The following is a 25,738-nucleotide window of genomic DNA, read 5'->3' on the forward strand; positions in this document are numbered from 1 at the left end:
CCGCAGCGACCGTCCAGTGCCAGTTCGGACCCAGCCTGCCACACCCCTTGAACGCGTTCAATTGGCAGTGGTGTTGGCGGATTCGTTGAGGTGATGACCTTCGAATCAGCTGCAGGCAGCTGATGCTGCAAGCGAGTTGGAGCGGGCCCTGGTGGAGGCCGGGCTCGGCGCTCGGGCGTACCGATTCAGGTTGGGCCGTGGACGCTGGACTGGGGAGGCGCGCGTTTTTCGGAAGGCACTTCGGCTCGTCAACGAAGCTGTCCGAGCCTCTCGGGCTGCCCCGGCTCATCCCCGGACATGAAGATGCGGTTTCCCGCCAGGATTACGTCGCCGCCGACGTAGGGCGTGGCAGCGGGCGTCGGCCGTCGAGGAGCTCGACGGCCGACGCCCATTGCGGTGCAGGGAGGCATCAGCCCCCGGATGGGGAGACGACGGTCCGGTATCCCCACTCAAAGTGGCCGTCTATCGCCCTACCGGGACTCCATCCTTGGCCGCTAGGAGTCGGGATGGTCGGGTACCAGCCGCGCGGCGGAATCTTGGTCGCCGAGTTCCAGTCCCAGGGGTTGTCCACCCAGAGGTGCATGTTTACGACGCGGTATCCGTTCCGGGCCGGCTGAACGCTGTCGATCCTGCCGTTCACGGCGAACGAGCCGAGGACGGACTCGGATTCGGAGTTGGAGCCGACGTGCCCGTTGGTCAGGGTGCCGAGGAGGTCGGAGGCAATTCCGAGCCCCGGTCCGACGATCTTCGTGTAGATCCAGGGTCCGTTTTTGATCGGTCCCTTGTCCTCGTACTTTTCGGGTTCGATCTCCTCGCCGATCGCCTTGTCTCCCTTCGCCTGGTAGTTCGTCAGAAGATCATCGACCATCTTGTGGACCGCGTCCGTCTTGGTGAGGTCGGTCAGCAGCGGGTCGCCCGCGCCGAAGTTCACCACGCCGTTGTGGTCAAAGGTGTCGGTCACCCACGCGCGGAGGATGTCGTGCGCGCTGTCGTCGTTGTGGGGGTAGTTCGTCACGCTGTAGACCCCGCACCCGACCTCCGCGCAGACCTGAACGGTTTCGGCGAGCGAGTTGGATATGTCGCAGACCTTCTTACCCGCCGGGCAGGGGTCGTCCGTCTGCTCGGGCTCGGGCCACCACTTCTTGAGGGAAGGGATGCCGATGCCCGAGTTCCGTGCCGGAGGCCGGTAGGCCGGGCGCGATTTGCGGATGGTGTCGGTCCAGACGCCGTGGTTCGAGGTCCAGGTCTCCTGGACGTTCTGGCCATCCGGGGTCTGGCAGGGGCCGAAGCCGCCACAAGTGCCTTCTGGGTGCAGGCCGCTGGGGTCGGCGAGGTTGACGGGGTTGTTGTCGCTGTAGGCGTAGCCGTTCCACTGCTGGGGATCGGCCTGGTCGAGGACCGGGTCGGGGCTGACGAAACGGCCGGTGGTCGGGTCGTACTCGCGGGCGCCGAGGTTGGTGAGGCCGGTGGTGTCGTCCTTGCTGCCGCCGATGAAGCCCTTGGTGCCGGCCCATTGGCCTGCCGCGGGCTGGGTGCCTCGCGGGTTCCCGAACGGGTCGGTGGGGCGGCGGGTGACGGTCATCGCCGGGTCGGTGCCGATCTGGACACCGTTGGTGCCGTGCGGGTCGGCCGCCTGGATCAGGACGGTGCCGCCGCCGATGGGCGCGGTGACGCGGGTGTAGGTCAGGCCGCCGGGGGCGGTGAGGGAGCGGACGTTGCTCGTGGTGCCGCTGGCCGTGTCGAGGGTGAGTTCGTCGGTGGGCAGGTTGAGCGTGGTCCTGCCGGGGTTTCGGCGGATGAGCTGGTTGCCGTCGGCGTCGTAGAGGTAGCGGGTGGGTCCGGCCTGGCCGGTCTTGGTGAGGGAGTCGAGCCTGTCCTCGCCGTTCCAGGTCAGGGCGGTGGTGCCACTGGGATCGGTGATGGCGGTGGTGTTGCCCTTGGCGTCGTACTGGTAGCTGACGGCCTTGGTGCCGGTCGGGCCGGTGGTGGTGGAGGTGAGCAGGGCGTGGGGTCCGCCGGTTCCGCCCCCGGCGGCGGTGGGGGTGTTGGTGGTCCTGGCGGCTCCGAAGGTCTGGGTGATCGTGGTGTCGTTGAGGCTGTTGCCGGTGATGTCGTGCTGGACGAGGCCGGTGCGGTTGCCGGTGGCGTCGTAGCTGTAGGTGTTCCAGTACGGGGTGGGGCCGCCGACGGTGCGCCCGCCGGGGCTGACCGTTGCCGGGCCGGTGGCGTTGTTGCAGGTGCCGACACCGGGGACGCTGGTGGAGCTGCCGGTGCCGTGCTTGGTGCCGGAGGAGTCGGTCCAGTCGGCGGTGGTCTGCGTGCCGCCGGTGTCGGTCCAGGCGTTGGTGAGGCGGCTCAGGTAGTCGTAGGTGAAGCACTGGGTGTCGGTCGCCGCCGCGTCCTGGATGTCCGTCGCCGAGGTGAGCTGGCCGGCCTGGGTGTAGGTGTAGCTGGTCTGGTCGGCGGAGACGGTGCCGCTCTGCCGGTCGACGAAGTTGTTGATGAGCCGTCCGGTCGCCCAGTCGTACTGCTGGGTGGCGACGACCTGGGTGCCGTACGGGCCGACCGTGGTGCGGACCGGGCGGGCGAGGGCGTCGTAGGCGACCTGGGCGACGACGGCCTTGTTGAGGCTGGCCGCCGAGGTCAGCAGACCCGTGACGGTGCGGCCGTAGCTCACCGACTCGGCCGGCAGGCCGCCGGCGGCCGGGATGTCCGTCCCCTTGAGGACGCCGAGCACCCCGCTGTAGGTGAAGCCCGTGGTGTAGGTGCCGGCGAGCGCTCCCTCCGGGGACGGGATGGTGATGGAGCTGCCCTGCGGGCGGTAGGCGGTGTCGTAGCCGGTGACGGCCTTGGTGTAGGCGGCGCCGTTCGCCCCGTCCACGTAACGGGTGGATGAGGTGGGCTGGCCCTTGGCGAGGGTGTCGTACGTCCAGGAGGCCAGCTGGTTGGCGGGCGTGACGCTGCCGCTGTAGCTGCCGGTCCTGCGGTTGAGCAGGTCGTAGGTGTAGGCGATGGTGCTGTTTCCGGCATCGACGGTGTGGTCGATGCGCCCTTGGGCGTCGTAGAACGTCTTGCTGGTGCCGGTGTCCGGGTCGGACATCGAGGTCTGGCGGCCGCGCAGGTCGTAGCCGTAGGTCCAGGTGTTGCCGCTGCTGTCGGTGCGGGAGGCGGTCAGGCCAGCGGGGGTGAATGCGTAGCTGGTGACGTCCGCGTCGGCCGGGTTTCCGGTCGGGCCGGGAGTCTTGTACCGCCAGGTGGCGGTGGTGCGGCCGCGGGCGTCGGTGACGGTCGAGGTCGCGGTGCCGCCGTTGGGCGGGGTGGTGTCGACGCGGTCGGTGCCGGGGTAGGCGGTGGTGGTGGCCCACTGGAGGTTGCCGTTGGAGCGGAACTCCGCGCGAACGACGCGCCCGTTGCCGTCGTAGGTGTTCCAGGTCTGGCCGGGGATCTGTCCGTCGGCCGTCGGAACGAAGATCGCCTCGGTGGGGAAGGAGGTCTGCTCGTAGTAGGGGGCGGAGGTTTTGATCACCCAGCCGTGGGTGTCGTACAGGGTGTCGGTGATCAGCCGCCCGGTGGGCTTGGCTGCGCTGGTGCTCTGGGTCTGGCGGGGGCGGCCGAGGCCGTCGTAGATCGCGATGCTGGCCGAGAAGGTGGAGGCGTCGTCGTTGAGCGACTCGGTCTTCACGGTGGAGGGCGCCTTGGCGCCGTACAAGCCGTAGGTGAACCGCTTGCTCGGCAGGTCGGTGGTGGGCCGGTCGGGCGCCCAGACCGCGGTGATGCGGCCGAGCGGGTCGTACTGGGCGGTGGTGACGCGGCCGTTGACGTCAGTGCTGGTCAGCGGAGAGCCACGGGCCGGGTCGTGGGTGGAGACGCTGGTCCAGCCGGAGCCCAGCGGGCCGGTGGTGCGGACCTCGGTCGGCAGTTGGCCCGAGGCCGGGTTCAGCGTGGTGGTGGTGACGGCGGGCGTGACCGAGGGGGTGCTCAGCTGGGCGCCGTTGCCGTCGTAGGTCGAGCCGTCGGTGGTCGCGGTGGTGAGCGAGCGCCCGTAGGCGTCGAAGGTGCCGCTGCCGGTCTGCGCGTAGACGGGGTTGCCCGACTGGTCGAACTGGTCGAGGGCCTGGGAGCTGGTCGGGTCACCGGTGGTGCCGGCCTGCTTGAACGGCCTGCCGTCGTAGATCGTCCGGGTGGCCGAGAGGGTGTTGGCCGCAGTCGCGGTTCCGCCGCAGGAGCCCTGGAAGACGGTCTTCTCGGCTGCCAGGCTCAACAGCATGGGGTTGTCGCTGGTCGCGTAGGCGATGGTGGTGCAGGTCTCGGGGGTGGCGGCGGTGCCGTCGCCCTGGTCGTCGACCTTGATGACGCGGTTGCCGTTGGCCGGCTCGGTGGTCGTCACCGTCGTGGTCGTGCGCCAACTGTTGTCCGCGAGCTTGGACTTGGCGATCGCCGTGGTCTGCGAGTCCGGCAGCCAGGCGAAGATCTTCGGCGCGCCCGCGCTCTGGACGTGGGTCGCGGAGCTCTGCTGCCCGTTGTAGGTGGCGCCCGAGACGGCGGTGACGTTGCCGCCGGCCTGGTCGAAGGTCTCGGTGGCCACGACCCGGCCGGCCAGCTGGGCGCTGTCGGGAACCGTGCCGCCGAGCGGGTTCGCCAGGTCCGGGACGGTGCGCAGGGTGGTGCCGTCGGCGAGGTGGTCGCCGACCATGCCGCGCAGGTAGGTGGTCCGTGTCTGGGTCTTGGGGGCCTCGCCCTGGTTGGCGCTGCCGGTGGTCGTGGTCACCGTCTGGTAGCCGCGGAACTGGTCCCAGGTGCGGACCTTGGGGTCGACGAACTCGGCGTCGTTGCGGTGCCAGGCGGCGCCGCCGCCGTAGCTGTACTCGGTGTTGCGGGCGACGGCCGGGGTACTGACCAGGTCCTGCTCGATAACGGTCTTGACCAGTGGCTTGTCGAACCAGTCGCTGACCGGGGCCTTGGCGGACTGCCCGGGCAGGTACCAGTGGACGGGGATGCAGGCCATGGAGTTGGTGTCCTCGGAGGCCGGCATGTGATTGTTGGCCCGGGAGCACTCCGGGTCTGTGTAGACGACGTCGATGCGCTCGCCGGTCTCGGTGGTGATGCTCTGGATGCGCGGGCGCATGAACTGCGGCGAGGCCGGGACCAGGCCGTCGATGCGGTTGGCGCGCATCTTGTACTGGAACTGCACCGCGGGCAGGTCCGGGATCGGTGACTGGCCGTTGCTCGGCACCCGCTGGACCGAGTCGAGCTGGAGCAGGTGCTTGGTGCTGTCGCCCGGGTCGGCGAGCTCCTGGGTGAGGTTGTAGGTGTCGACGGTGCGCGGCGTGCCGTTGACCTGGATCTGGGTGCTGATCGAGGTCAGGCGCTTGGTGGTGAAGAACGTCGGCGCGCCGTTGACGCAGCTGTTGTCGGTGCAGATCTGGTCGATCGGGGTGTCCGGCCAGGCGTCCGCGTTGGCGGTAGTGCGCTGGTCCTCGGAGCAGGTGATCGTGCCGCTCGGCAGGCAGCGCTCGGCGGTGTTGAAGACGACCTTCGCGGCGGGCGCGCCGGCGCCCTTGGCCGCCAGCTGGTCGCTCAGCCGCTGGCCGTAGTCGATCTCCTGGAGGTAGCCGGCGCGCTGGTAGTCGGTGAGGGTGCCGGCGCTGGCGCCCTGGATCCGGCCGCGCTGGTACTTGTTGCCCTCGGTGGCGTACTTGTAGGTGGTCAGGTTGTTGTGCGGGTCGATGACGTAGTCGAGCTGCCAGCGCCAGGCCATCTGGCACCAGGAGCCGTTGCCCTTGCCGGCGTCGTAGCACGGGTCGCCGCTGTTGGGCGAGTACACCGGCACGGTCAGCACGGAGCTTGCGGACGGGTCGGTACCGTCGCCGCCGGGCAGGTGGTTGGCACCGAAGTAGTACTGGACGCCGTCCGGCGTGGTGATCCGCCAGTACTCGCGGCCGTTGTAGTCGACGTCGCCGCTCCCCTTGGGCGAGCCGGTCAACTGCTCGACCTTCGTCCCGTCGTCATTGGCGAGGTGCCAGACACCGGTGGCGTCGTCGCGCACGATCGGGCCGGAGTGGCCGCTGAAGGCGAGGGTGGCGTTCTGGCCGCCCCAGCACTGGTCGCCGGAGCCGGTGATCCCGTCCTTGTCGCAGCTGCGGTAGCTGCGCTCGATGAAACCGGGCTCGTAGCCCCAACCGTCACCGACCCAGGAGGGCTGCGCGTTGGAGGCGGAGGTCTTGCCGTCCACGTCCGCCGAGTTGTAGCTCAGCGCGACGGACGGAGCCGCACCGCCGAGTGCCGGCGGCACCTGGATCGGGTAGTTGTAGCTGAAGCTGCCCGCGTTGGAGCCGCCGGCCCAGGCCGCCGAGGGGGACAGCGAGGTCGCGGTGTAGTTGCCCAGCGGGCCGGACGGCGAGGGCGCGGCGGCCAGCACCACCGAGCCACCGCCCGAGCTGTCGGAGACCGACGCAGGCGTCGCCGTGGTGGTGAACGAGGACTGCACGGCCCCGCTTCCGCCCTGTCCCTTTTCCTGACCCGAACCCTGCTGCCCGGCAGCGGACTTGGCGGGCAGTGTCACCTGCGCGGTGATGGTTCCGGAGCCGTCGCTGGTGGCAGTGACCGGGGTCTGGGTGCGGCATTCGGGCTTGTCCGGCGTGGTCAGTGCGCAGGCGGGCAGCGAGACGAGTGAGGCGCGGTCCGACCAGCCTGCCGCCCGCAGCGACTTGAGGTCCAACGTCACCCGCGCCCCGCGCCCCGGACCACCCGCAGGCTGCGCCTCCGCGTCCGTGAGCGCGACCAGCGGCCCGCCGACCCCCGCGGCCTTGCCCTTGTCCGGGTCCGTCACCTGAACGGTCACGGAGTGCGCGGCCTTGGTCTGCGCGTTCCCCGGCGCGACCCGAACCGCCAGATTCCCGGCCTTCGTGCCGGCCTGGCCGTCGGAGGCGGGCGCCGCGCCGCCGGTCCCCTTGCGCGCCGCCTCCGCCTCCGCACCGTCGACGCCGACGACGACCGTAGCGGTGCCGGTCACCACCGGCGGTGCCGTCTCCGGCTTCCAAGCGGTGGGCTTCGGAGCCGACTTGGCGCCCGGGGGCTGGGCGTCATGGCCCTGGACGGGCGTGGTTGCCGCCCCCAGCGGGGTGTTCGGGGGGGTCCAGACCTCCCCTTCCGGGGCGGGAAACGTCCACGCCGCCGCCGGAGGCGCCGCCAACCCGGAGACCGTCAGCGCGAGGACGACCGTATACAGCAGTGACCGTGGCCGTCTCCCGCCCGATCCCCCTCCGCCTCCCGCTACCGAAGTCCGATTCCGAGCACGCCAAACCCCCACGGCTGATCCTCCCCGCGAAGAGACACGTAAGTGACTGACCATCAGATAGACGCAGGTGCGCCGATGTTGAGGCAGACCATAGGCGGGTTCGGAACTTGTGCGACAGGAGGTTTCGAGACCGGCCGTCGCTCTTTGCAAAGACTTGACCGATCGCGCGGGAACCATTCCGGACATGTCCCGGTAAGGCGGCTGCCGGTTTGACCAATTCCCTGTGCGGGCCGCATCGTTCCCCTCCGAACGTCGTGTCGATCGCGGCACGGCGATAGGGAGGGAAGTGCGAACTGACATGTCTCATAAGCCAATTACGCCTCAATCAGTGAAACCGCCACGATCGGTGCGATCGGTACGCAAACGAGTGATCCGGCTCACTTCGTTAGGCGTCACCGGTGCACTCGGCCTCGCGCTGCTGTCCGCGCCCGCCGCGATCGCGGCTGATTCACCGTCAATCCCGTCGCACGGCCCCACGTTCCCGTTGCCGCCGCTCACCCCGTCCAAGCCCGCGCCGAAGCTGACGGAGCAGCAGCAGGCGATGGTGGACGCGATCGCCAAGGCGAAGTCGACGGGCAAGCCGGTCGTCGTCGATGCGATGACCGGCGCGGCCTCGAAGACCGTCGCCAACCCGAACGAGACCCTGAGTACCACCGACAACGCCCAGCCGGTGCGCGCCAAGCGCGACGGTAAGTGGGCCGACCTCGACCCGACCCTGAAGGCCGGCCCGGACGGCACGGTCACCCCCGCGGTGGTCGGCACCGACGTGTCGTTCTCCGGCGGGGGCACCGGTCCGATGGCCAGCGTCACCACCGAGGACGGCAAGAAGCTGGCCGTCAGTGCCCCGTTCGCGCTGCCGAAGCCGACGCTCAGCGGCGCCACCGCCACGTACGCGGACGTGCTGCCCGGCGTGGACCTGCAGCTGAGCGCGCTGACGGCCGGCGGCTGGCGCGACGTGATCGTCGTGCGGACGCCCGAGGCCGCGGCCAACCCGGCGCTGAAGACCCTGCGCTTCCCCGTCACGGCGAACGGGCTCACCGTCGCCGCCGATGACAAGGGCGCCATCAGCGTCAAGGACGACAAGGGCGGGAAGGTGCGCTTCCAGGCGCCCGCGCCCATGCAGTGGGACTCCTCGAAGCCCCCCTCCGCCACCCCGCCCAAGGCGGGCAAGGCGGTCGCCGCTCCGGCCGCCGAAGACGCCACCGCCCAGGGTGCGCCCTCGACGGCCGAGGCGCCGGGAGACGGCGCGAAGGTCGCTCCGATCGGCACCAAGGCCACCGGCGAGGCCATCGAGCTGACCCCGGACCCGGCAGCCCTCGGCTCCGGCACCGGCCCGTGGTACCTGGACCCGACCCTGATCGCCGTCACTAACGCCGTCCAGAGCTCGGTCGAGGTCCAGGAGAACCACAAGGACGCCAAGAACTTCAACCTCAAGTCCAACCTGGCGACGGGCTACTGCGGTTACCACAGCTCGGACCCGAGCCAGGACTGCGGTAGCGAGGGCCGCCAGCGCGCCTACTTCCAGTTCACCATCAACCCGGCGATCTACACCGTCCCGGGCGGCGCCGAGGTCCCGCCGACGCTCTACACCTCCACCCTCAACGCCCAGGTCACCGGCGCCTCCAGCCCGGGCACCGCGACCAACCTCGGCGTCTACTCGGCCCCGAGCCCGATCGGCGGCGACACCAACTGGAACGCGCAGCCGTGCGGCCTCGACGGCACCCAGGTCATGAACGGGTGCGGCTACGTCGGCGGGCAGCCGATCACCGGCACCGGGCCGATGTCCGTCGACGTCACCGGCATGATCAACCAGGCGGCCGCCGGCCACTGGCCCTGGTGGACCGTCGGCATCGCGCCCAGCGACTCCGAGTGGAACAAGTTCTTCCGCCACTACATCGGCAGCAACCCGAGCATCACCACCAACTACGACATCACGCCCACGATCTGGTACCCACGCACCAGCCCCGCCCCCGGCTGGGCCGACACCGGGGCCACGGCCGAGTGCAACAGCGGCGGCACCCACCCCTGGGACAACCCGGGCTGGGTCGGCAGCAACCAGAACATCTACCTGACCGCCAACAGCTACTCCCCGGCAGGCCAGCCGCTCTACACCGGCTACATCATGTGGGACGACCAGGACCCCAACTTCCACCTCGAACAGGGTGGGTGGGGCGGCTCGTACAACAACCCCGCTCCGTCGACCTCGGTCGGCTCACTGACCGACGGCCACCAGTACGGCTGGCTGGCCCGCTCGACCGACAACCTGCTCACCTCGCCCAACAGCGCCTGGTGCTACTTCCGGGTCGACAAGACCCCGCCGCGCGTCAGCATCAGCTCCACCGACTTCCCGCCGTCCGGCACCCCGAACCCGACCCCGGCCAAGTACGCCGGCGACTCGGCGACGTTCACCATCAACGCCGACGACCCGGCCCCCGGCCCGAACCTGTACGCCTCCGGCGTCGCCTGCATCCGCGTCACCGCCGACCCGACGCCGGTCGTCGGCTGGGGCTGCAACCGCTCCGACACCGTCAAGCCCGGCCAGCCGTACACCTATACGCCGCGCCAGTGGGGCACCAACACCCTGTACGCGTGGGCGATGGACGTCGCGGGCAACTACAGTCAGGCCGCGGTCTACAACTTCTACGCGCCCTGGAAGCCCGGCACCCAGCCGGTGTTCGGCGACGTGAACAACGATCAGAAGCCCGACATCGTCGTCACCGACAAGACCGGTGACCTGCGGGTCATCGGCGACGCCGACCCGTCGACCTCGCTGGCCGCCCCGGCCGCGGCCGCGCCCGGCGCCCGTGACTACGGCACCACCTGGGCCGACTTCCAGATCAGCCACCACGGCACCTTCGCCGTCGGCCAGGCCGTGGACGAGATCGTCGCGCACTTCAACAACCCGGCCAAGGCCGCCGACAAGTCCGCGATCCTGAAGAACTCGATGTACCTGATCCCGAACGACGGGACCGGCCGTCTGGACACCCTCACGCCGATCGCGCTCACCCGGCCGTCCTCCTGCAAGACGTACGGCACCGGCGCGGCCTGTGCCGGCTACAACACGACCGACTGGAGCGGCGTCTCCCAGGTGATCGCCTTCGGCACCCCCGAGGGCGAGGCCACCGCGGCCAAGCCCGGCGGCACCGCGGGCCAGCAGATCATCTCCACCCAGACCACCCTGCTGACCCTGGAGAACAACAACCTCTACCTCTACACGCCGGACGGCTTGGCGGACAACGTCAACAGCGCGACGCTGATCCCCACCGCCTCCGGCAGCTGGACCGACCTGGAACTGCTCAACCCCGGTGCCGCCAACGGCGCCACCGCCAGCACCGACAAGACCAACCCGGGCCAGGTCAACCAGGCCACCCTGTGGGCCCGCAACCGCACCACCGGTGACGTCTTCGCCTACCCGCTCGGCTGGAAGGCGGACGGCACCGTCGACTACACCGCGCTCACCAAGCCTGACGCCGGCATCAAGATCGGCTACGGCGTCAACGCCGCCAACTACCCGCGCATCGGCGCAGGGGACATCAACGCGGACGGCTACCCCGACCTCTGGACGGTCGACAACAACAACGCCATGACCGTCTACCCCGGCCAGAGCAGCACCGCCACCCAGGGCAAGGTCGACGGCTTCGGCGCCGCCAGCATGATCGGTTACGCCGATGCCAGCACCTCGGTCCACTCCAGCCTGGCCCCCGCGATGTGCATGGACGCCTGGGGCGGCCCCCGCGACGGCGCCCAGCTGGCCCTCGGCAGCTGCTGGAACACGCCCAGTCAGCGCTTCAACCTCGGCGCCGACGGCACCGTCCGGGCCGGCTCCTTCTGCGTCTCCACCGCGGACGGCGCCACCGCCAACGGCAGCCTCGTCCGGCTCGCCCGCTGCGAGGGCAAGCCCACCCAGAAGTGGACCACCCGCCCGGACGGCCGCATCGTCAACCAGGCCACCATCACCGGGGGCGACCCCAACACCGGCCGCTGCATCGAACTGAACGGCTGGGCAACCGCTCAGGGCACCTGGCTCGACATCTGGGACTGCCCGAACCTCCAGGACAACGTCCGCTGGACCCTCCAGCCCGAACGCACGCCGTGACTCCGGCGGCCTGACCGGCAGTTGAGTCGCGGACCCCGTGAGAAGGGGTCGGGGCCCGGGGCGCCGCGCGGCACCCCGGGCCCCGACGTGTTCAGGACCCGCTGCCCAGCCCCGGTGGCACCGCCGTGTGCAGCGCCGAGACGAAGGCCGAGATGGCCGGGTGGGAGCCCGCGCCCGCGCGGAACGCGGCCCGGGTGCGGCGGTACATCGGCAAGCGGGTGAGCACGACCCCCGGTGGCTGCTGGGCCGTGCCCAGGTGGGGGACCAGGGCGACGCCCTGGCCGGCGGCCACGAGTGCCAGCACCGTGGTGAAGTCGTCGATCTGGTGCCGGATCCGGGGCGCGAAGCCCGCCGCCTCGCAGGCGCGGACGGCCATGGTGTGGCACAGCGTGCCGGGCGGGGACATGATCCAGGGCGCGCCGCGCTGCTCGGCGACCGTGGCCGGGGTGCGGGCGGCCAGGTACATCGGCTCGGTGAAGACCGGACGGGTGACCGCGAGGCCCGGCTCCGGGTCGGTCGGGACGAGGTCGTACTCGTGGACCAGCGCGACGTCCAGCTCGCCCGCGCGCAGGGCCGCGCCGACGGCCGCCGGGTCGACCTCGGTGACCATCGGCTCCAGCCCCGGGTGCCAGGAGGCCAGCTCGGCGAGCACCGCAGGGATGATCGCGCGGGCCGCGGAGGGGTAGGTGCCGATCCGCAGCGGGCCGGCCAGTCCCCGCTTGGCGTGGGCGAGTTCGGCGCCCGCCTGCTCCAGCAGGGCGAGGACGGACTCGGCGTGGCGGACCAGGTTGCGGCCGGCCGGGGTGAGGGTGACCCGCCGCCCGGTGCGCTCCAGCAGCGGGACGCCCGCCTCCTTCTCCAGGACGGACAGCTGCTGGGACACCGCCGAAGGGCTGAAGGACAGCGCCTCGGCGACGGCGGCGATGGTGCCGAGGTGGGCCAGTTCGCGCAGCAGGCGCAGGCGTCGGACATCGAGCATCGGCTCAGCTTACGAGAAGCGTCAGAAATGTGAACTGGACCTGCGCTATCCGCGGCCGCAGGATCGTCGGTATGGAACTCAAGGGCATCTACGTCCCCCTGATCACCCCCTTCGCCGCCGACGGTTCGGTCGCCGTCGACGCGCTGGAGAAGCTCGCGTACGAGGTCCTGGACGCCGGGGCGGCCGGGCTGGTCGCGCTCGGCACCACCGGCGAGCCCGCCGCGCTGACCGCCGAGGAGCGGGACGCGGTGGTGGACGTCGCCGCGGCCGCCTGCGCGGCGCGCGGGGCGCAGCTGATCGTCGGCGCCTCCGGCGGCGACACCCGGGCCGTCGGCGAGGCGCTGGCCGCGCTCGCCGCGCGGGTGCCGCGGGCGGCGGCGCTGGTGACCACGCCGTCCTTCGTCCGGGCGGGCGAGGCCGGGACGGTCGCGCACTTCCGGGCGCTGGCCGCGAGCAGCCCGCTGCCGCTCGTCGTCTACCACATCCCGTACCGCACCGGGCAGCAGCTCTCCACCGCCGCGCTGCGCGAACTGGCCGGGATCGAGGGCGTGGTGGGCGTCAAGTACGCGACCGGCGGGCTGGACCAGGCGGCCGCCGAACTGCTCGCCGACACCCCCGAGAGCTTCGCGTTCCTCACCGGGGAGGACGCCTTCCTGGCGCCGATGCTGGCGATCGGCGCGGCCGGCGGCATCCTCGCCTCCGCGCACCTGGCGACCGCCCGCTTCGTCGAGCTGTACGAGGCCTGGCGGGCCGGGGACGTGGAGCGGGCCCGGGCGCTCGGGCACCGGCTGACCGCTCTGGCGCTGTCCGCGTTCACCGCGCCCAACCCGACGGTGACCAAGGGTGTGCTGCACGCCCAGGGCCGGATCCCGACCCCGGACGTCCGGCTGCCGCTGCTGCCGGCGGGCGGGGCGGAGGTCGCGGCCGCGCTTGAGCTGGCGAGTGGTCTGGACCAGTAGGGGCCCGTCCGGGCCCCCTCTCACACCGTGGAACAGCAGGTCGCCCCACCCGCGTGACAAGGCATGATGGGCAGAGTGCGGCTGCAGACAGCACCATTCAGAGGAGTAGTCGGAATGAAGATCGGCATTGTCGGGGCCACCGGCCAGGTCGGCGGCGTGGTCCGCGAGATCCTGGCGGAGCGCGCGGGACTTCCCGGTGGAATCGGCCCGGTGGAGCAGCTGCGGCTGTTCGCCTCGGCGCGCTCGGCCGGGCGCACGCTGCCCTGGCAGGGCACCGAGGTCACGGTCGAGGACGCGGCCACGGCCGACTACACCGGCCTGGACATCGTGATCTTCTCGGCCGGCGGCTCCACCTCCAAGGCCCTGGCCCCCAAGGTGGCCGCGGCCGGTGCCGTCGTCATCGACAACTCCTCCGCCTGGCGCCGCGACCCCGAGGTCCCGCTGGTCGTCTCCGAGGTCAACCCCGAGGCCATCGCCGACCGCCCCAAGGGCATCATCGCCAACCCGAACTGCACCACCATGGCCGCCATGCCCGTGCTGCGCCCGCTGCACGAGGAGGCCGGGCTCGCCGCCCTCGTCGTCTCCACCTACCAGGCCGTCTCCGGCAGCGGCGTGGCCGGCGTCGCCGAGCTGCAGGACCAGGCCGCCAAGGTCGTGGACGGCGCCGCCGCGCTCGCCCACGACGGCGGCGCCGTCGAGTTCCCCGAGCCCAAGGTCTACCGGCGGCCGATCGCCTTCAACGTGGTGCCGCTGGCCGGCTCCATCGTGGAGGACGGCTCCAACGAGACCGACGAGGAGCAGAAGCTCCGCCACGAGAGCCGCAAGATCCTCGGCATTCCCGCCCTGAAGGTCTCCGGCACCTGCGTGCGCGTCCCGGTCTTCTCCGGCCACTCGCTGCAGATCAACGCCCGCTTCGAGCGCCCGATCAGCACCGAGCGCGCCGTCGAGCTGCTCACCGCCGCCCCCGGTGTCGAGCTGTCCGAGATCCCGACCCCGCTGCAGGCGGCCGGCCAGGACCCGAGCTACGTCGGCCGCATCCGGGTGGACGAGACCGTGGAGAACGGCCTGTCGCTGTTCGTCTCCAACGACAACCTGCGCAAGGGCGCCGCGCTCAACGCCGTCCAGCTGGCCGAGCTGGTCGCCGCGGAGCTCAAGGGCTGACGCCCGGCCGAGCCCGAGGGCTCGACCGGGACCAACCGTCCGTGACGTTTGGCGGGCCCCGTCGTTGAACGGGGCCCGCCTTCGTGTTTCTTTGCGACTCATTGGGGCGGCTGTTGCGGGACCGGGACATCTGCCGAGGTTCGGGGCGCGAACCTAGGGGAAAAGGTGACCCAACGATCGGGCGGTCACGGGGGCCCCTCACCCCACCACGCGCGGACGACGGGCGGACCGCCCACCCTGACTGACCTTCGAGGGCGAGCGGAAAGAGGTGCGCAGATGGACCGCTGTGTCGTCCTGGTGGACGCCGGATACCTGCTGGGCGCCGCCGCCAGCCTGCTCGCCGGTGACCCGTCCCGCTCGAAGGTCACCGTGAACCACACCGCGCTGATCAGTGCCCTGCGCGAGCGCGCCGAGGACGAGACTGGGCTGCCCCTGCTGCGGATCTACTGGTTCGACGCGGCCCCCGACCGCCGCCCGATGCCCGAGCACCGGCGGCTGCGCGTCCTGCCCCGGGTCACCGTACGGCTGGGCGCCCTCACCCGGGCCGAGGGGCGCTGGGTGCAGAAGGGCGTCGACGCCGCGATGCACGCCGAACTCTCCGAACTCGCCCGCAACCGGGCCTGCGCGGACGTCGTACTGATCACCGGCGACGGGGACCTGCTGCCCGGGATGATGACCGCCAAGGAGCACGGGGTGGCCGTGCACCTGTGGGCGCTGCAGGCCGCCGACGGGGACTTCAACCAGTCCGAGGACCTGGTCGGCGAGGCCGACGAGCGGCGGGTGCTGGACCGCGAGTGGATCGAGGGGTCCTTCTCGCTGCGGGACAGCTCCAGCGTGTTCCCCGAGCCCGGGGCCGGCGGCGCCCGGCAGGAGATCGCCAAGATCCTGGCCGCCCCGCCCGCCTCGCTGCCGACCGTGGTGCCGCCGGGCGCCCGGCCCGCCGCCGGAGCCCCGGAGCCCGAGGCGCCCGCCGCGAACGGGGGGTCGCAGCCCGCCGCGGCACTGCGGGTGGTGCCCACCCCCAAGGACCTCGCCGGACGGGTCTCCGCCGTCACGCCGACCACCCCGGCGGCCAACGGGCACGCCAACGGCACCGCCAACGGGCACGCCAACGGCACCGTCGCCGGACACGCGGCGGGCGGGCCGGTGCTGCGGTGGTCCTCCGACCGGGGCTGGGTGGACCGGCCCGCACCGGAGCCGTCCGTCACCGCCGGGGACGGCCTGCCGACCCTGGCCCAGCTGACCACCGCCGAGCAGCGCTGGGCCGACCGGGAGGAGGACATCACCTCGATCGGCGGCGACGCCCACGAAGTCGGGCAGGTCTTCGCCCGGCGCTGGAGCGACCGGCTCGGCGACCTCGAACGGCTCACCCTGCTCTGGCCCGACTACCCGCGCATCCCGCACCGGGTCGACGGCGAGCTGCTGCGCTACGCGGCCCGCTTCGGGCTGCTCGCGCACAAGGACGACCAGATCGACGAGCACGACCGCTACGCCATCAGGGCGGGCTTCTGGAAGGAACTCGCGGCCCGGGTGCCCGGCGGCTCCATGGTCGTGGACGACTGAGGCCGGTGCACGACCGGGCCGAGCCGGTGGTTTCCGGCGATCAGGCCCCCTTGTCCGGTTCGCCCGTGTGAGCGCGTAGAGTCTCCGGTCGTGAAAGAGACGGCCGGGCGAGCACCCCAGGACACCTCGCCGTGCGTCGCCGTACGCGACCTGGTCCGCACCTACCGCACCGGGCGCGGCGCCGCCGCCACCGAGGTCCGGGCCAACGACGGGATCAGCCTGACCGTCCGGCAGGGCGAGGTCTTCGGGCTGCTCGGACCGAACGGGGCCGGGAAGTCCACGCTGGTGCGCCAGCTCACCGGGCTGCTGCGCCCGGACTCCGGCTCGGTCGAACTGCTCGGCCACGACATCGTGCGGCACCCCGAGCGGGCGGCGCGGCTGCTCGGCTACCTCGGGCAGGAGTCCACCGCGCTGGACGAGCTGACCGTGGTGCTGGCCGCCGAGACCACCGGGCGGCTGCGCGGGCTCGGCCGGGCGCAGGCCCGCGCCGAGACGGCGGAGGTGCTCACCGAACTCGGGCTGGAGCCGATCGCCTCGCGGCCGCTGGCCAAGCTCTCCGGCGGGCAGCGCAGGCTCGCCTGCTTCGCGGCCACCCTGGTGGGGGAGCGGCCGCTGCTCGTGCTGGACGAGCCGACCACGGGCATGGACCCGGTCGCCCGGCGGGCCGTGTGGTCGGCCGTGGACCGGCGCCGCGCCGAGCGCGGGACGACGGTGCTGCTGGTCACCCACAACGTGATCGAGGCGGAGACCGTGCTCGACCGGGTCGCCGTGGTCGACGAGGGCCGGGTGATCGCCTGCGACACGCCCGGCGGGCTCAAGGCGCTGGTGGACGGCGACGTCCGGCTCGACCTGGTCTGGCGGGACGAGGCGCCGCTCGGTGTCCCCGCCGTCGCCGCGCTGGCCGAACGGGCCGAGCGCACCGGGCGCCGCTGGACCGTCCGCACCACCCCCGAGCAGGCCCGCGAGCTGGTCGCCGCCGTCACCACCGGCCCGGCCTTCGCGGCGCTCGACGACTTCACCCTCGCCACCCCGAGCCTTGAGGACGCCTACCTCAAGCTGGGCGGCCGCCATCACGGAGGACTTCGGTGACGCTGCTCTCGGTGCCCCCGCGGACCGACCGGTCGACGGCCGGGCCCGCCCCGCTCGCCCCCGCCGCCCGGCTGCTGCCCTCGCTCGCCGCGGTGTACCGGGCGCAGCTCGCCCGGGCCAAGGTGGCGCGGATCCCGTTGCTGTTCGTGGCGACCTTCCAGTCCGTCGGCATCCTGGTGATGATGCGGGGCGTCGTGGAGGCCGGGCAGACCTCGGCGGCGCGGTCGGTGGTCGCCGGGTCGAGCGTGCTGGTGGTGGCGTTCGTCGCGCTCAACCTGCTCGCCCAGTACTTCGGGAAGCTGCGGGCCAACGGGGGCCTGGACCACTACGGGACGCTGCCGGTGCCGGCCGCCTCGGTGGTGCTCGGCACGGCCGGCGCGTACGCCTCGTTCACCCTGCCGGGGACGCTGGTCACCGCGGGCATCGGCGCGGTGATGTTCGGGCTGCCGCTCGGGCAGCTGTGGGTGCTGCTGGCGGTCGTGCCGCTGGCCGGGGCCGCGCTGTCCGGCCTGGGCGCGGCCTGCGGGCTGCTGGCGCCGCGCCAGGAGATCGCGACGATGCTGGGGCAGCTCGGCATGTCGGCGGCCCTGCTGCTGGGCGTGCTGCCGGTGGACCACCTGCCGCAGCCGGTGCTGTGGCTGCGGGACCTGCTGCCCTCGACGTACGGGGTGGAGGCCTTCGCCCGGACCTTCGCGCCGGACCCGGACTGGGCGGCGGTCGCGGCGGACCTGGGGGTCTGCGCGGCGGTCGGCGTGGTGTCCCTGGCGCTGGCCACCTGGGCGTACCGGCGGGCGGTCGCGCGGTAGGCCGGTGCCCGGCCGGTGGGGCCGTTCGGGCGGCCGTCGTGAAACGATGGGGCCTGTGACCGTACCGAACACACCTCCGGATCCCGCCCACGCCGACGTGGAGGCGGAGCAGGGCGCCGTGCCCGACCCGTTCGCGCCGCCGCCGGTCTCGGACGAGGAGCCGCCCCCGGGTATGCCGGAGGCCCCGCCCGTGGTGGAGCACCCGCTGCTGGCGGAGCTGCGGATCGGGGCGGGCGTCGTGGTCGCCTGCCTGCTGGTCGGAGTGGTGATGGCCGGGCTGTGGGCCTGGCTGGCGCCGAAGGTCCCGCTGCTGGTGGACGGCGACCGGATCCTCTACGCGGACCCCGAGGGTGAGCAGCGGGCGGGCGCCGACGCGGTGTTCGTGCTGATCGCGCTGGGCGCCGGGATCGTGACGGCGCTCGGGGCCTTCCTGGTGACCCGCAAGCGCGGCGGCGGCATCTCGGTCGCACTGGGGCTCGCCGTCGGCGGACTGCTCGGGTCGATCGGCGCCTGGCGGATCGGACGCTGGCTCGGGCCCAGCAACAACCTGATCGCGGAGGCCCGGCGGGTCGGCAACGGCGGGCACTTCGACGCGAGCATCGACCTGGGGGCGCTGGGGGCGCTGCTGGTGTGGCCGATGGTGGCGATGGTGGTGCTGCTGGCGCTGTCCGCGGCGTTCGGCAAGCGGGAGGAGGACCCGCCGCCGTACTGGGGGGCTCCGGCTGGGACGTACGGGGCCCCTGAGGCTCCCCCCGCGGCTCCCCCGGCGGACGCGGTTCCCCCGGTGGACGCGGTTCCCCCGGTGGACGCGGTTCCCCCGGTGGACGCGGCCGCGCGGGAGCGCGGGAAGGGCTGAGGCTCTCCCGGCCGGGCCGGGTTCCCCGGCGAGGCGGAAGGTCGGCGGTCCGGTACGGGCCGGGCCTTCCGCCTCGTGCCGTTTCCCGGGCCCTCAGCGGGCGATGGCGGCCGTGCGGGCCCGGGTGAGGGCGATCAGGTCGGCGGGGGCCAGCTCGACCTCCAGGCCCCGCCTGCCCGCCGAGACGTAGACGGTGGGGTGGCCGAGGGCGCTGGCGTCGATCACCGTGCGCAGCGGGCGGCGCTGGCCGAGCGGGGAGATGCCGCCGAGGACGTAGCCGCTGCTGCGCTCGGCGGCGGCCGGGTCGGCCATGGCGGCGCGCTTGCCGCCGACGGCGGCGGCAAGGGCCTTGAGGTCGAGCTGGCCGGCGACCGGGACCACGCCGACGGTGAGGGTGCCGTCCACGTCGGCGACCAGGGTCTTGTAGACCCGCTCGGGGGCGACGCCCAGGGCCTCGGCGGCCTCGCCGCCGTAGGAGGCGGCGGCCGGGTCGTGCTCGTAGGCGTGGACGGTGAAGGCGACGGCGGCACTCTCCAGGGCGACGGTGGCCGGGGTGCCCTGGCCGCCCTTCTTGGGCTTCTTGGCCATGCGGGGGTCCTGGGTCAGTTGGGGCTGAAGGACTGGCGGGTGAGCTCGACCGCGGGGAGCGAGGGCAGCCAGCTGAGGACGGCGCTCTCGCGGCGCAGCAGTTCGAGTTCGGTGCGCAGCCGCTGGGCGGTGTCGGGGCAGGCGAGCAGCCGCTGCTTGACCGGGGTCTCGAACACCGAGGCGGCGGCCACCAGGTAGGAGAGCACCTGCGGGTCGTCGGGCAGCTGCGGGCGGCCCATGGTGGTGGCCTCCTTCGCCCCGGCCAGGCGTTTCTGGTACACCCGGAACGCCCGCTCGACCTCGGAGGCCAGGGCGCCGGAGCCCTCGCCGGACTGCTCCTCGATCGGCTCGATCTCGCCGGTCAGGTACGGACCGGCGACGTCCACCGAGCGCAGCCAGAACCGGGTGGTGCCGGTGACCAGCAGCTCGTAGCGGCCGTCGGACTGCTTCTGGGCGGAGGAGACGTCGGCGACGCAGCCGACGTGGAACAGCGCCTCCAGCGGGTCGCCGGTGACGGTGCCCAGACCGTCGAGCGGGCCGGCCGGGCCCTCCTCGGGCCGGACCGGGGCGACCTCGCGGCCATCCTTGATGGCGAGCACGCCGAAGCGGCGCGGCGCGTCCTCGGGCTGTTCGAGCAGGTCGGCGACGAGACGGCGGTAGCGCTCCTCGAAGACGTTCAGGGGCAGCACGAGGCCCGGGTAGAGCACGATGTTCAGCGGGAAGAGCGGCAGCCGTTCTGTCACGGCGGACAGCGTAGTTCCCCGGGGCCCGGCCTTGTCGCCCGGTTAACGCCGTCCACGGTGTCGGGCCGTCCGAAGCCGTCCACGGTGTCAGCCCCGCTGGAGCAGCCGGGTGGCGCCCGCCACCACGGTGGAGGCGAGCAGCCAGCCGACCACGACCAGTCCGGCGGAGATCCACTGGCTGATCCCGCCGGGGTTCCAGGCGCCCTGGTTGAGGTCGACGATCGGCAGCAGCTGGTTGAGGGTGTACAGCACCGGGCTCCAGTGCGGGCGCTCGTCGGGCTTGAGCGGATCCAGCGGGTGGGTGGCGAACCACACGCTGCCGAGCGCCCAGGCGAGCAGCAGCCACAGGCCCGCCCGGCCGGGGCGGTAGCCGTAACCGACGGTGACGTCCTGCACCCGGCCCCAGATCCGGGCGGGCAGCGGCAGGGTCTGGCGGCGGCGGCGCTGCTTGGCGTACAGCACCTCGCGGGCGTCGTCGTCGGCGCCGTCGCGGCGCAGGGCGGCGGCGAGCTGCTCGTAGGACTCCGGCTGGAAGTCCACCGCGGAGCCCTCCAGCCAGGCGATCCGCTGCCGGATGGTGAACGGGCCGACCGGGCGGAGGTTCTCGTACACGAAGCCGGTCAGCCGCAGGTGCTTGCCGAGCGGCCAGGCGTCCGGGGTGTCGACCAGGTTGCCGACCCGGGCGCGGGACAGCGAGACGGTTCCGGTCGGCCGGATCTTGCAGGTGAAGCGGAGTTCGGGGGTGTGGATGCGGCGCAGCGAGAGCTCGTCGTCACCCTCCAGGTGGAATTCGCCCGAGATCAGGCAGGCGGCCTCGAAGCGGGCGTCCGAGAGCCGTACCTGGCCGTAGGCGCGGAAGGGGGTGCTGGGGGCGTCGGGTGGGGGGCTCTGGCCGTAGCCGGAGCCGTAGTAGCTGCGGGAGCCGAACCAGCCGCCGTCGGCGGAGCTGGTCAGGTAGAGGGTGTGGCCGACGTTGAGCCGGACGGCGTTCAGGCAGACCCGGTTCTGCGGGTCGGCGTGCAGCTGGGCGCCACGGAGCGAGAACCGGCCGCCTATCCGGGCCGTGCGGACGCTCAACTCGCCCCGGGTCTCCAGGCGTTCGGCCTCGAAGTCCTGGTGGACGGTCATCCCGTCGGCGGACAGCGCCCGGCCGAAGCGGTCGCAGCCGATCACCGCCATGTTGAGCAGCAGGTCGGTGCCGATCTTGGCGTCGGTGAGCCGGATGCCGTCGGGGATCCGGCAGCGGGCCAGGTGGAGGTCGCCGGTGGTGGAGAGCCGGGAGGCCTCGATCCGGGGGACCAGGCAGTCGACCATGCGCAGGGTGGTCGCCGAGGCCTCCGAGATGAGGATCTTGTGCTCGAAGCGGCAGCCGCGCAGTTCGACGTACCGGTCGATGTGGCCGCCGGCCAGGTTGAGCGCACCGGTGACGTACACGCCGCTCATCCGCAGTGAGGCGACACGCCCGGGGGTGGGCCGCGGGCCGACCAGCAGCAGGTGGGCGAGCACTTCGGCGCTCACCGTCCGCTCGGGGCCCCAGACGGCGTCCCCGAAGGGGTCGTCGATGTCGTTCCGGCCACACCGGAGGTCGAAGACCTCGCCCTCGCGGAAGGCCTCCCAGAGCGCCCGTTCCGTGTCGGTCCAGCCTTCTGGAGCGCTTTCCGCCATGCTTTTCCCCGTCCCCCCGGTCGTCTCGCCCTTCGTATCACGGACTGAAATGCGGGACCAGCGGTTCCGGCCACTCCTTACACTGGGTGGCGTGATCTCTCGAATCGACCTCCGCGGCTCGCTCGACGACCCGCGTGACCTGCTGCCCCGTGCCGAGTTCGACGTGGCGGCCGCGCTGGAGAAGGTACGGCCGATCGCCGAGGACGTACGCCATCGCGGGGTCGCGGCGCTGATCGAGATCACCGAGCGCTTCGACGGCGTCCGGCTGGAATCGACCCGTGTCCCGGCCGAGCAGCTCACCGAGGCCCTGGAGACGCTGGACCCGAAGGTGCGGGCCGCGCTGGAGGAATCCATCCGCCGGGCCCGGGCCGTGCACGCGGACCAGCGCCGCACCGGGCACACCACCCAGGTGGTGCCGGGCGGCACGGTCACCCAGCGCTGGGTGCCGGTCGAGCGGGTCGGCCTGTACGTGCCGGGCGGGCTGGCGGTCTACCCGTCCTCCGTGGTGATGAACGTGGTGCCGGCCCAGGAGGCAGGCGTCCGGGGCATCGCGGTCACCTCCCCGCCGCAGAAAGAGTTCGACGGCCGGGTCCACCCGACCATCCTGGCGGCCTGCGCGCTGCTCGGCGTCGACGAGGTCTACTCGGTCGGCGGCGCCCAGGCGGTGGCGATGTTCGCCCTGGGCACCGAGGAGTGCGCCCCGGTCACCATGGTCACCGGCCCCGGCAACATCTACGTGGCCGCCGCCAAGCGGCTGTTCGCCGGCCGGATCGGCATCGACTCCGAGGCCGGCCCGACCGAGATCGCCGTCCTCGCCGACGACAGCGCGCTGCCCAGCGACGTGGCCGCCGACCTGATCAGCCAGGCCGAGCACGGCCCGACCTCCGGCTCGGTGCTGGTCACCGACTCCCCGGCGCTGGCCGACGCGGTCGAGGCCGAGCTCGCCGTGCAGGTCGCGAAGACCAAGCACAGCGAGCGGGTCGCCGAGGCGCTCGGCGGCCGGCAGTCCGGCATCATCCTGGTCGACGACCTGACCCAGGGCCTCGCCGTGGTCAACGCCTACGCGGCCGAGCACCTGGAGATCCAGACCCGCGACCCGCACGCGGTCGCGGCCAAGGTGGTCAACGCCGGCGCGATCTTCATCGGCCGCTGGACCCCGGTCTCGCTGGGCGACTACGCGGCCGGCTCCAACCACGTGCTGCCGACCGGCGGCTGCGCCTGCCACTCCTCCGGGCTGTCGGTGCAGACCTTCCTGCGCGGCGTCCAGGTCGTCGAGTACGACCGGGACGCGCTGGCGGACGTCGCCGCGCACGTGGTCAACCTGGCCAACGCCGAGGACCTGCCCGGTCACGGTGACGCCATCAAGGCTCGGTTCGATTGGACGGTTCCCGGCTCGTGACCGCTATTGACGACCTCCCGATCCGGGACGAGCTGCGCGGCCAGTCCCCGTACGGCGCACCGCAGTTGGACGTGCCCGTCCAGCTGAACACCAACGAGAACCCGTACCCGCTCCCCGAGGAGCTGGTGGCCCGGATCGCCGAGCGGGTCGCCGAGGCCGCCCGCAACCTCAACCGCTACCCCGACCGGGACGCGGTCGAGCTGCGCGAGGGTCTGGCCGCGTACCTGACCCGCACCACCGGCCACCCGGTCGCGCGCGAGCAGGTCTGGGCCGCAAACGGCTCCAACGAGGTGCTCCAGCAGCTGCTGCAGACCTTCGGCGGCCCCGGCCGCAACGCGCTGGGCTTCGAGCCCTCGTACTCGATGCACGCGCTGATCTCCCGGGGCACCGGCACCGCCTGGATCTCCGGCCCGCGGGGTGACGACTTCACCATCGACGTGGACGCCGCGCTCGCCGCCATCGCCGAGCACCGGCCGAACGTGGTGTTCATCTGCTCGCCGAACAACCCGACCGGGACGGCGGTGTCGGCCGACACCGTGCTGCGGCTCTACGAGGCCGCGCAGGCCGCCCGGTCCAGCCTGGTCGTGGTGGACGAGGCGTACGTCGAGTTCTCGCACCGCGCCTCGCTGCTGCCGCTGATCGAGGGCCGCCCCAACCTGGTGGTCAGCCGCACCATGTCCAAGGCCTTCGGCGCCGCCGGCCTGCGACTGGGCTACCTGGCCGCCGACCGGGCGGTGGTCGACGCCGTCCAGCTGGTGCGCCTGCCGTACCACCTGTCGGCCGTCACCCAGGCCACCGCGCTGGCCTGCCTGGAGCACACCGACACCCTGCTCGGGTACGTCGGACGACTCAAGGAGGAGCGCGACCGGCTGGTCGACGCGCTGCGGGCGATGGGCCTGGAGGTGACCGACTCGGACGCCAACTTCGTCCAGTTCGGCCGCTTCGCCGACACCCACGCCGTCTGGCAGGCCATCCTCGACCAGGGTGTCCTGGTCCGTGACAACGGCGTCCCCGGGTGGCTGCGCGTCACCGCCGGCACGCCCGCCGAGAACGACGCCTTCCTGGACGCCGTCCGCACTGTGATCAAGGAGCTGTAACCCCGTATGTCCCGCATCGGACGCGTCGAGCGCACCACCAAGGAGACCTCCGTCCTGGTCGAGATAGACCTCGACGGCACCGGCAAGACCGACATCTCGACGGGCGTCGGGTTCTACGACCACATGCTCGACCAGCTCGGCCGGCACGGTCTGTTCGATCTCACCGTCAAGACCGACGGCGACCTGTACATCGACACCCACCACACCATCGAGGACACCGCCCTCGCGCTCGGTGCCGCCTTCAAGCAGGCGCTCGGCGACAAGGTCGGCATCTACCGCTTCGGCAACTGCACGGTGCCGCTGGACGAGTCCCTCGCCCAGGTCACCGTGGACCTCTCCGGCCGGCCCTACCTGGTGCACACCGAGCCCGAGGGCATGGCGCCGATGATCGGCAGCTACGACACCACGATGACCCGGCACATCCTGGAGTCCTTCGTCGCCCAGGCCCAGATCGCGCTGCACGTGCACGTCCCGTACGGGCGCAACGCGCACCACATCGTGGAGTGCCAGTTCAAGGCGCTGGCCCGGGCGCTGCGCTACGCCGCCGAGCGTGACTCGCGCGCGGCCGGAATCCTCCCGTCGACCAAGGGTGCGCTGTGAGCAAGTCCACGATGATCCTCCTCTTCGTCGGCCTCTTCCTGGCCGGCGGAGTGATCTCCTTCTGGAAGCAGAAGCTGCCGAAGGGCGTCATCCTGGTGCTGGCCTTCGGCTCCGTGATGTGCCTGGCCTCCGGCCTCATGCGCCTGTAGACCCGCCGCCCGCCGCTGAGAGACTGGACACCTGAACACATGGGCAAGAACGTCGTCGTCCTCGACTACGGCTCCGGCAACCTGCGCTCCGCGCAGCGCGCCCTGGAGCGGACCGGGGCGAACGTCACGGTCAGCTCCGACTACGACACCGCGATGGCCGCGGACGGCCTGCTCGTCCCCGGCGTCGGCGCCTTCGAGGCCTGCATGCGCGGGCTGAAGTCGGTCCGCGGGGACTGGATCATCGGCCGCCGGCTCGCCGGGGGCCGCCCGGTCATGGGCATCTGCGTCGGCATGCAGATCCTCTTCGAGAAGGGGGTCGAGCACGGCGTGGAGACGGCCGGCTGCGACGAGTGGCCGGGCACCGTCGAGCCACTGGACGCCCCGGTCGTCCCGCACATGGGCTGGAACACCGTGGACGTGCCCGAGGGCAGCCGGATGTTCGCCGGCCTGGACCCGGAGACCCGCTTCTACTTCGTGCACTCCTACGGGGTGCGGCACTGGGAGCTGGAGACCCACAGCGCGCGGATCAACCCGCCGCTGGTCACCTGGGCCACGCACGGCCGGCCCTTCGTCGCCGCGGTCGAGAACAGCCCGCTGTGGGCCACCCAGTTCCACCCCGAGAAGTCCGGCGACGCCGGCGCCGCCCTGCTGACCAACTGGGTCAACACCCTCTGACGAGCTGAAAGTTGTC

17 protein-coding genes are annotated in these 25,738 nt (G+C 72.1%); 12 read left to right on the top strand and 5 right to left on the bottom strand.

Annotated features, from left to right (window positions below; translation table 11 throughout):
* Positions 1 to 409: 409 nt before the first annotated feature.
* On the bottom strand, positions 410 to 7,192 hold the full coding sequence (locus ACIRYZ_RS05895) for an RHS repeat-associated core domain-containing protein (RefSeq protein ID WP_402940070.1): 6,783 nt from the start codon (positions 7,190 to 7,192) through the stop codon (positions 410 to 412).
* A gap of 589 nt (positions 7,193 to 7,781) precedes the next feature.
* On the opposite strand from ACIRYZ_RS05895, the gene ACIRYZ_RS05900 reads away from it, so the two are divergent.
* On the top strand, positions 7,782 to 11,393 hold the full coding sequence (locus ACIRYZ_RS05900; protein ID WP_402940073.1) for a ricin-type beta-trefoil lectin domain protein: 3,612 nt from the start codon (positions 7,782 to 7,784) through the stop codon (positions 11,391 to 11,393).
* Positions 11,394 to 11,484: 91 nt separating this feature from the next.
* Here the strand turns inward: ACIRYZ_RS05900 and ACIRYZ_RS05905 are convergent, their stop codons facing one another.
* Positions 11,485 to 12,372: a LysR family transcriptional regulator gene (locus ACIRYZ_RS05905; protein WP_387620463.1), complete on the bottom strand. Its 888-nt coding sequence runs from the start codon at positions 12,370 to 12,372 to the stop codon at positions 11,485 to 11,487.
* 71 nt (positions 12,373 to 12,443) lie between these two features.
* On the opposite strand from ACIRYZ_RS05905, the gene ACIRYZ_RS05910 reads away from it, so the two are divergent.
* The 6 genes from ACIRYZ_RS05910 to ACIRYZ_RS05935 all read left to right on the top strand — a co-directional run bounded on the left by ACIRYZ_RS05910 (position 12,444) and on the right by ACIRYZ_RS05935 (position 18,806).
* On the top strand, positions 12,444 to 13,331 hold the full coding sequence (locus ACIRYZ_RS05910; RefSeq protein ID WP_402940076.1) for a dihydrodipicolinate synthase family protein: 888 nt from the start codon (positions 12,444 to 12,446) through the stop codon (positions 13,329 to 13,331).
* A gap of 114 nt (positions 13,332 to 13,445) precedes the next feature.
* Positions 13,446 to 14,492 (top strand): aspartate-semialdehyde dehydrogenase, encoded by a 1,047-nt coding sequence (locus tag ACIRYZ_RS05915; RefSeq protein WP_402940078.1) that lies wholly within the window; start codon positions 13,446 to 13,448, stop codon positions 14,490 to 14,492.
* 276 nt (positions 14,493 to 14,768) lie between these two features.
* Positions 14,769 to 16,055, top strand: coding sequence for an NYN domain-containing protein (locus ACIRYZ_RS05920; RefSeq protein ID WP_402940080.1), 1,287 nt, complete (start codon positions 14,769 to 14,771; stop codon positions 16,053 to 16,055).
* 90 nt (positions 16,056 to 16,145) lie between these two features.
* Complete coding sequence (locus ACIRYZ_RS05925; protein WP_402940083.1) at positions 16,146 to 17,144, top strand: ABC transporter ATP-binding protein; 999 nt, start codon at positions 16,146 to 16,148, stop codon at positions 17,142 to 17,144.
* Positions 17,141 to 17,950: an ABC transporter permease gene (locus ACIRYZ_RS05930; RefSeq protein ID WP_402940086.1), complete on the top strand. Its 810-nt coding sequence runs from the start codon at positions 17,141 to 17,143 to the stop codon at positions 17,948 to 17,950. Before ACIRYZ_RS05925 ends, ACIRYZ_RS05930 begins: the two co-directional genes overlap by 4 nt.
* Positions 17,951 to 18,005: 55 nt before the next feature.
* A complete protein-coding gene (locus tag ACIRYZ_RS05935) occupies positions 18,006 to 18,806 on the top strand; it encodes a hypothetical protein (RefSeq protein WP_402940089.1) in 801 nt (266 codons plus the stop codon).
* Positions 18,807 to 18,899: 93 nt separating this feature from the next.
* Here the strand turns inward: ACIRYZ_RS05935 and ybaK are convergent, their stop codons facing one another.
* The 3 genes from ybaK to ACIRYZ_RS05950 form a co-directional block, all read right to left on the bottom strand.
* Complete coding sequence (gene ybaK, locus ACIRYZ_RS05940) at positions 18,900 to 19,394, bottom strand: Cys-tRNA(Pro) deacylase (RefSeq protein ID WP_402940091.1); 495 nt, start codon at positions 19,392 to 19,394, stop codon at positions 18,900 to 18,902.
* Between the two features lie 14 nt (positions 19,395 to 19,408).
* Positions 19,409 to 20,137, bottom strand: a complete 729-nt coding sequence (locus ACIRYZ_RS05945) for an LON peptidase substrate-binding domain-containing protein (protein WP_402940094.1) — start codon at positions 20,135 to 20,137, stop codon at positions 19,409 to 19,411.
* Between the two features lie 87 nt (positions 20,138 to 20,224).
* On the bottom strand, positions 20,225 to 21,802 hold the full coding sequence (locus tag ACIRYZ_RS05950; RefSeq protein WP_402940097.1) for an oxidoreductase: 1,578 nt from the start codon (positions 21,800 to 21,802) through the stop codon (positions 20,225 to 20,227).
* 91 nt (positions 21,803 to 21,893) lie between these two features.
* Between ACIRYZ_RS05950 and hisD the strand changes: the two genes are divergently transcribed.
* From hisD to hisH, 5 genes are read left to right on the top strand one after another with little or no spacing between them, the layout of a single operon-like run.
* Complete coding sequence (hisD, locus tag ACIRYZ_RS05955) at positions 21,894 to 23,201, top strand: histidinol dehydrogenase (RefSeq protein WP_402940099.1); 1,308 nt, start codon at positions 21,894 to 21,896, stop codon at positions 23,199 to 23,201.
* Positions 23,198 to 24,298, top strand: a complete 1,101-nt coding sequence (locus tag ACIRYZ_RS05960; RefSeq protein ID WP_402940102.1) for a histidinol-phosphate transaminase — start codon at positions 23,198 to 23,200, stop codon at positions 24,296 to 24,298. Before hisD ends, ACIRYZ_RS05960 begins: the two co-directional genes overlap by 4 nt.
* 6 nt (positions 24,299 to 24,304) lie before the next feature.
* Complete coding sequence (gene hisB / locus ACIRYZ_RS05965) at positions 24,305 to 24,898, top strand: imidazoleglycerol-phosphate dehydratase HisB (RefSeq protein ID WP_402940105.1); 594 nt, start codon at positions 24,305 to 24,307, stop codon at positions 24,896 to 24,898.
* The gene (locus ACIRYZ_RS05970) at positions 24,895 to 25,047 is read left to right on the top strand and encodes a hypothetical protein (RefSeq protein WP_393026760.1); all 153 of its coding nucleotides are present in this window, start codon (positions 24,895 to 24,897) and stop codon (positions 25,045 to 25,047) included. The genes hisB and ACIRYZ_RS05970 overlap by 4 nt, the downstream gene beginning before the upstream one ends.
* Positions 25,048 to 25,086: 39 nt before the next feature.
* The gene (gene hisH / locus ACIRYZ_RS05975; protein ID WP_402940107.1) at positions 25,087 to 25,722 is read left to right on the top strand and encodes an imidazole glycerol phosphate synthase subunit HisH; all 636 of its coding nucleotides are present in this window, start codon (positions 25,087 to 25,089) and stop codon (positions 25,720 to 25,722) included.
* Positions 25,723 to 25,738: the final 16 nt, after the last annotated feature.

The organism is Kitasatospora sp. NPDC101155 (assembly GCF_044768305.1).
In the GTDB taxonomy this organism is placed as follows: domain Bacteria; phylum Actinomycetota; class Actinomycetes; order Streptomycetales; family Streptomycetaceae; genus Kitasatospora.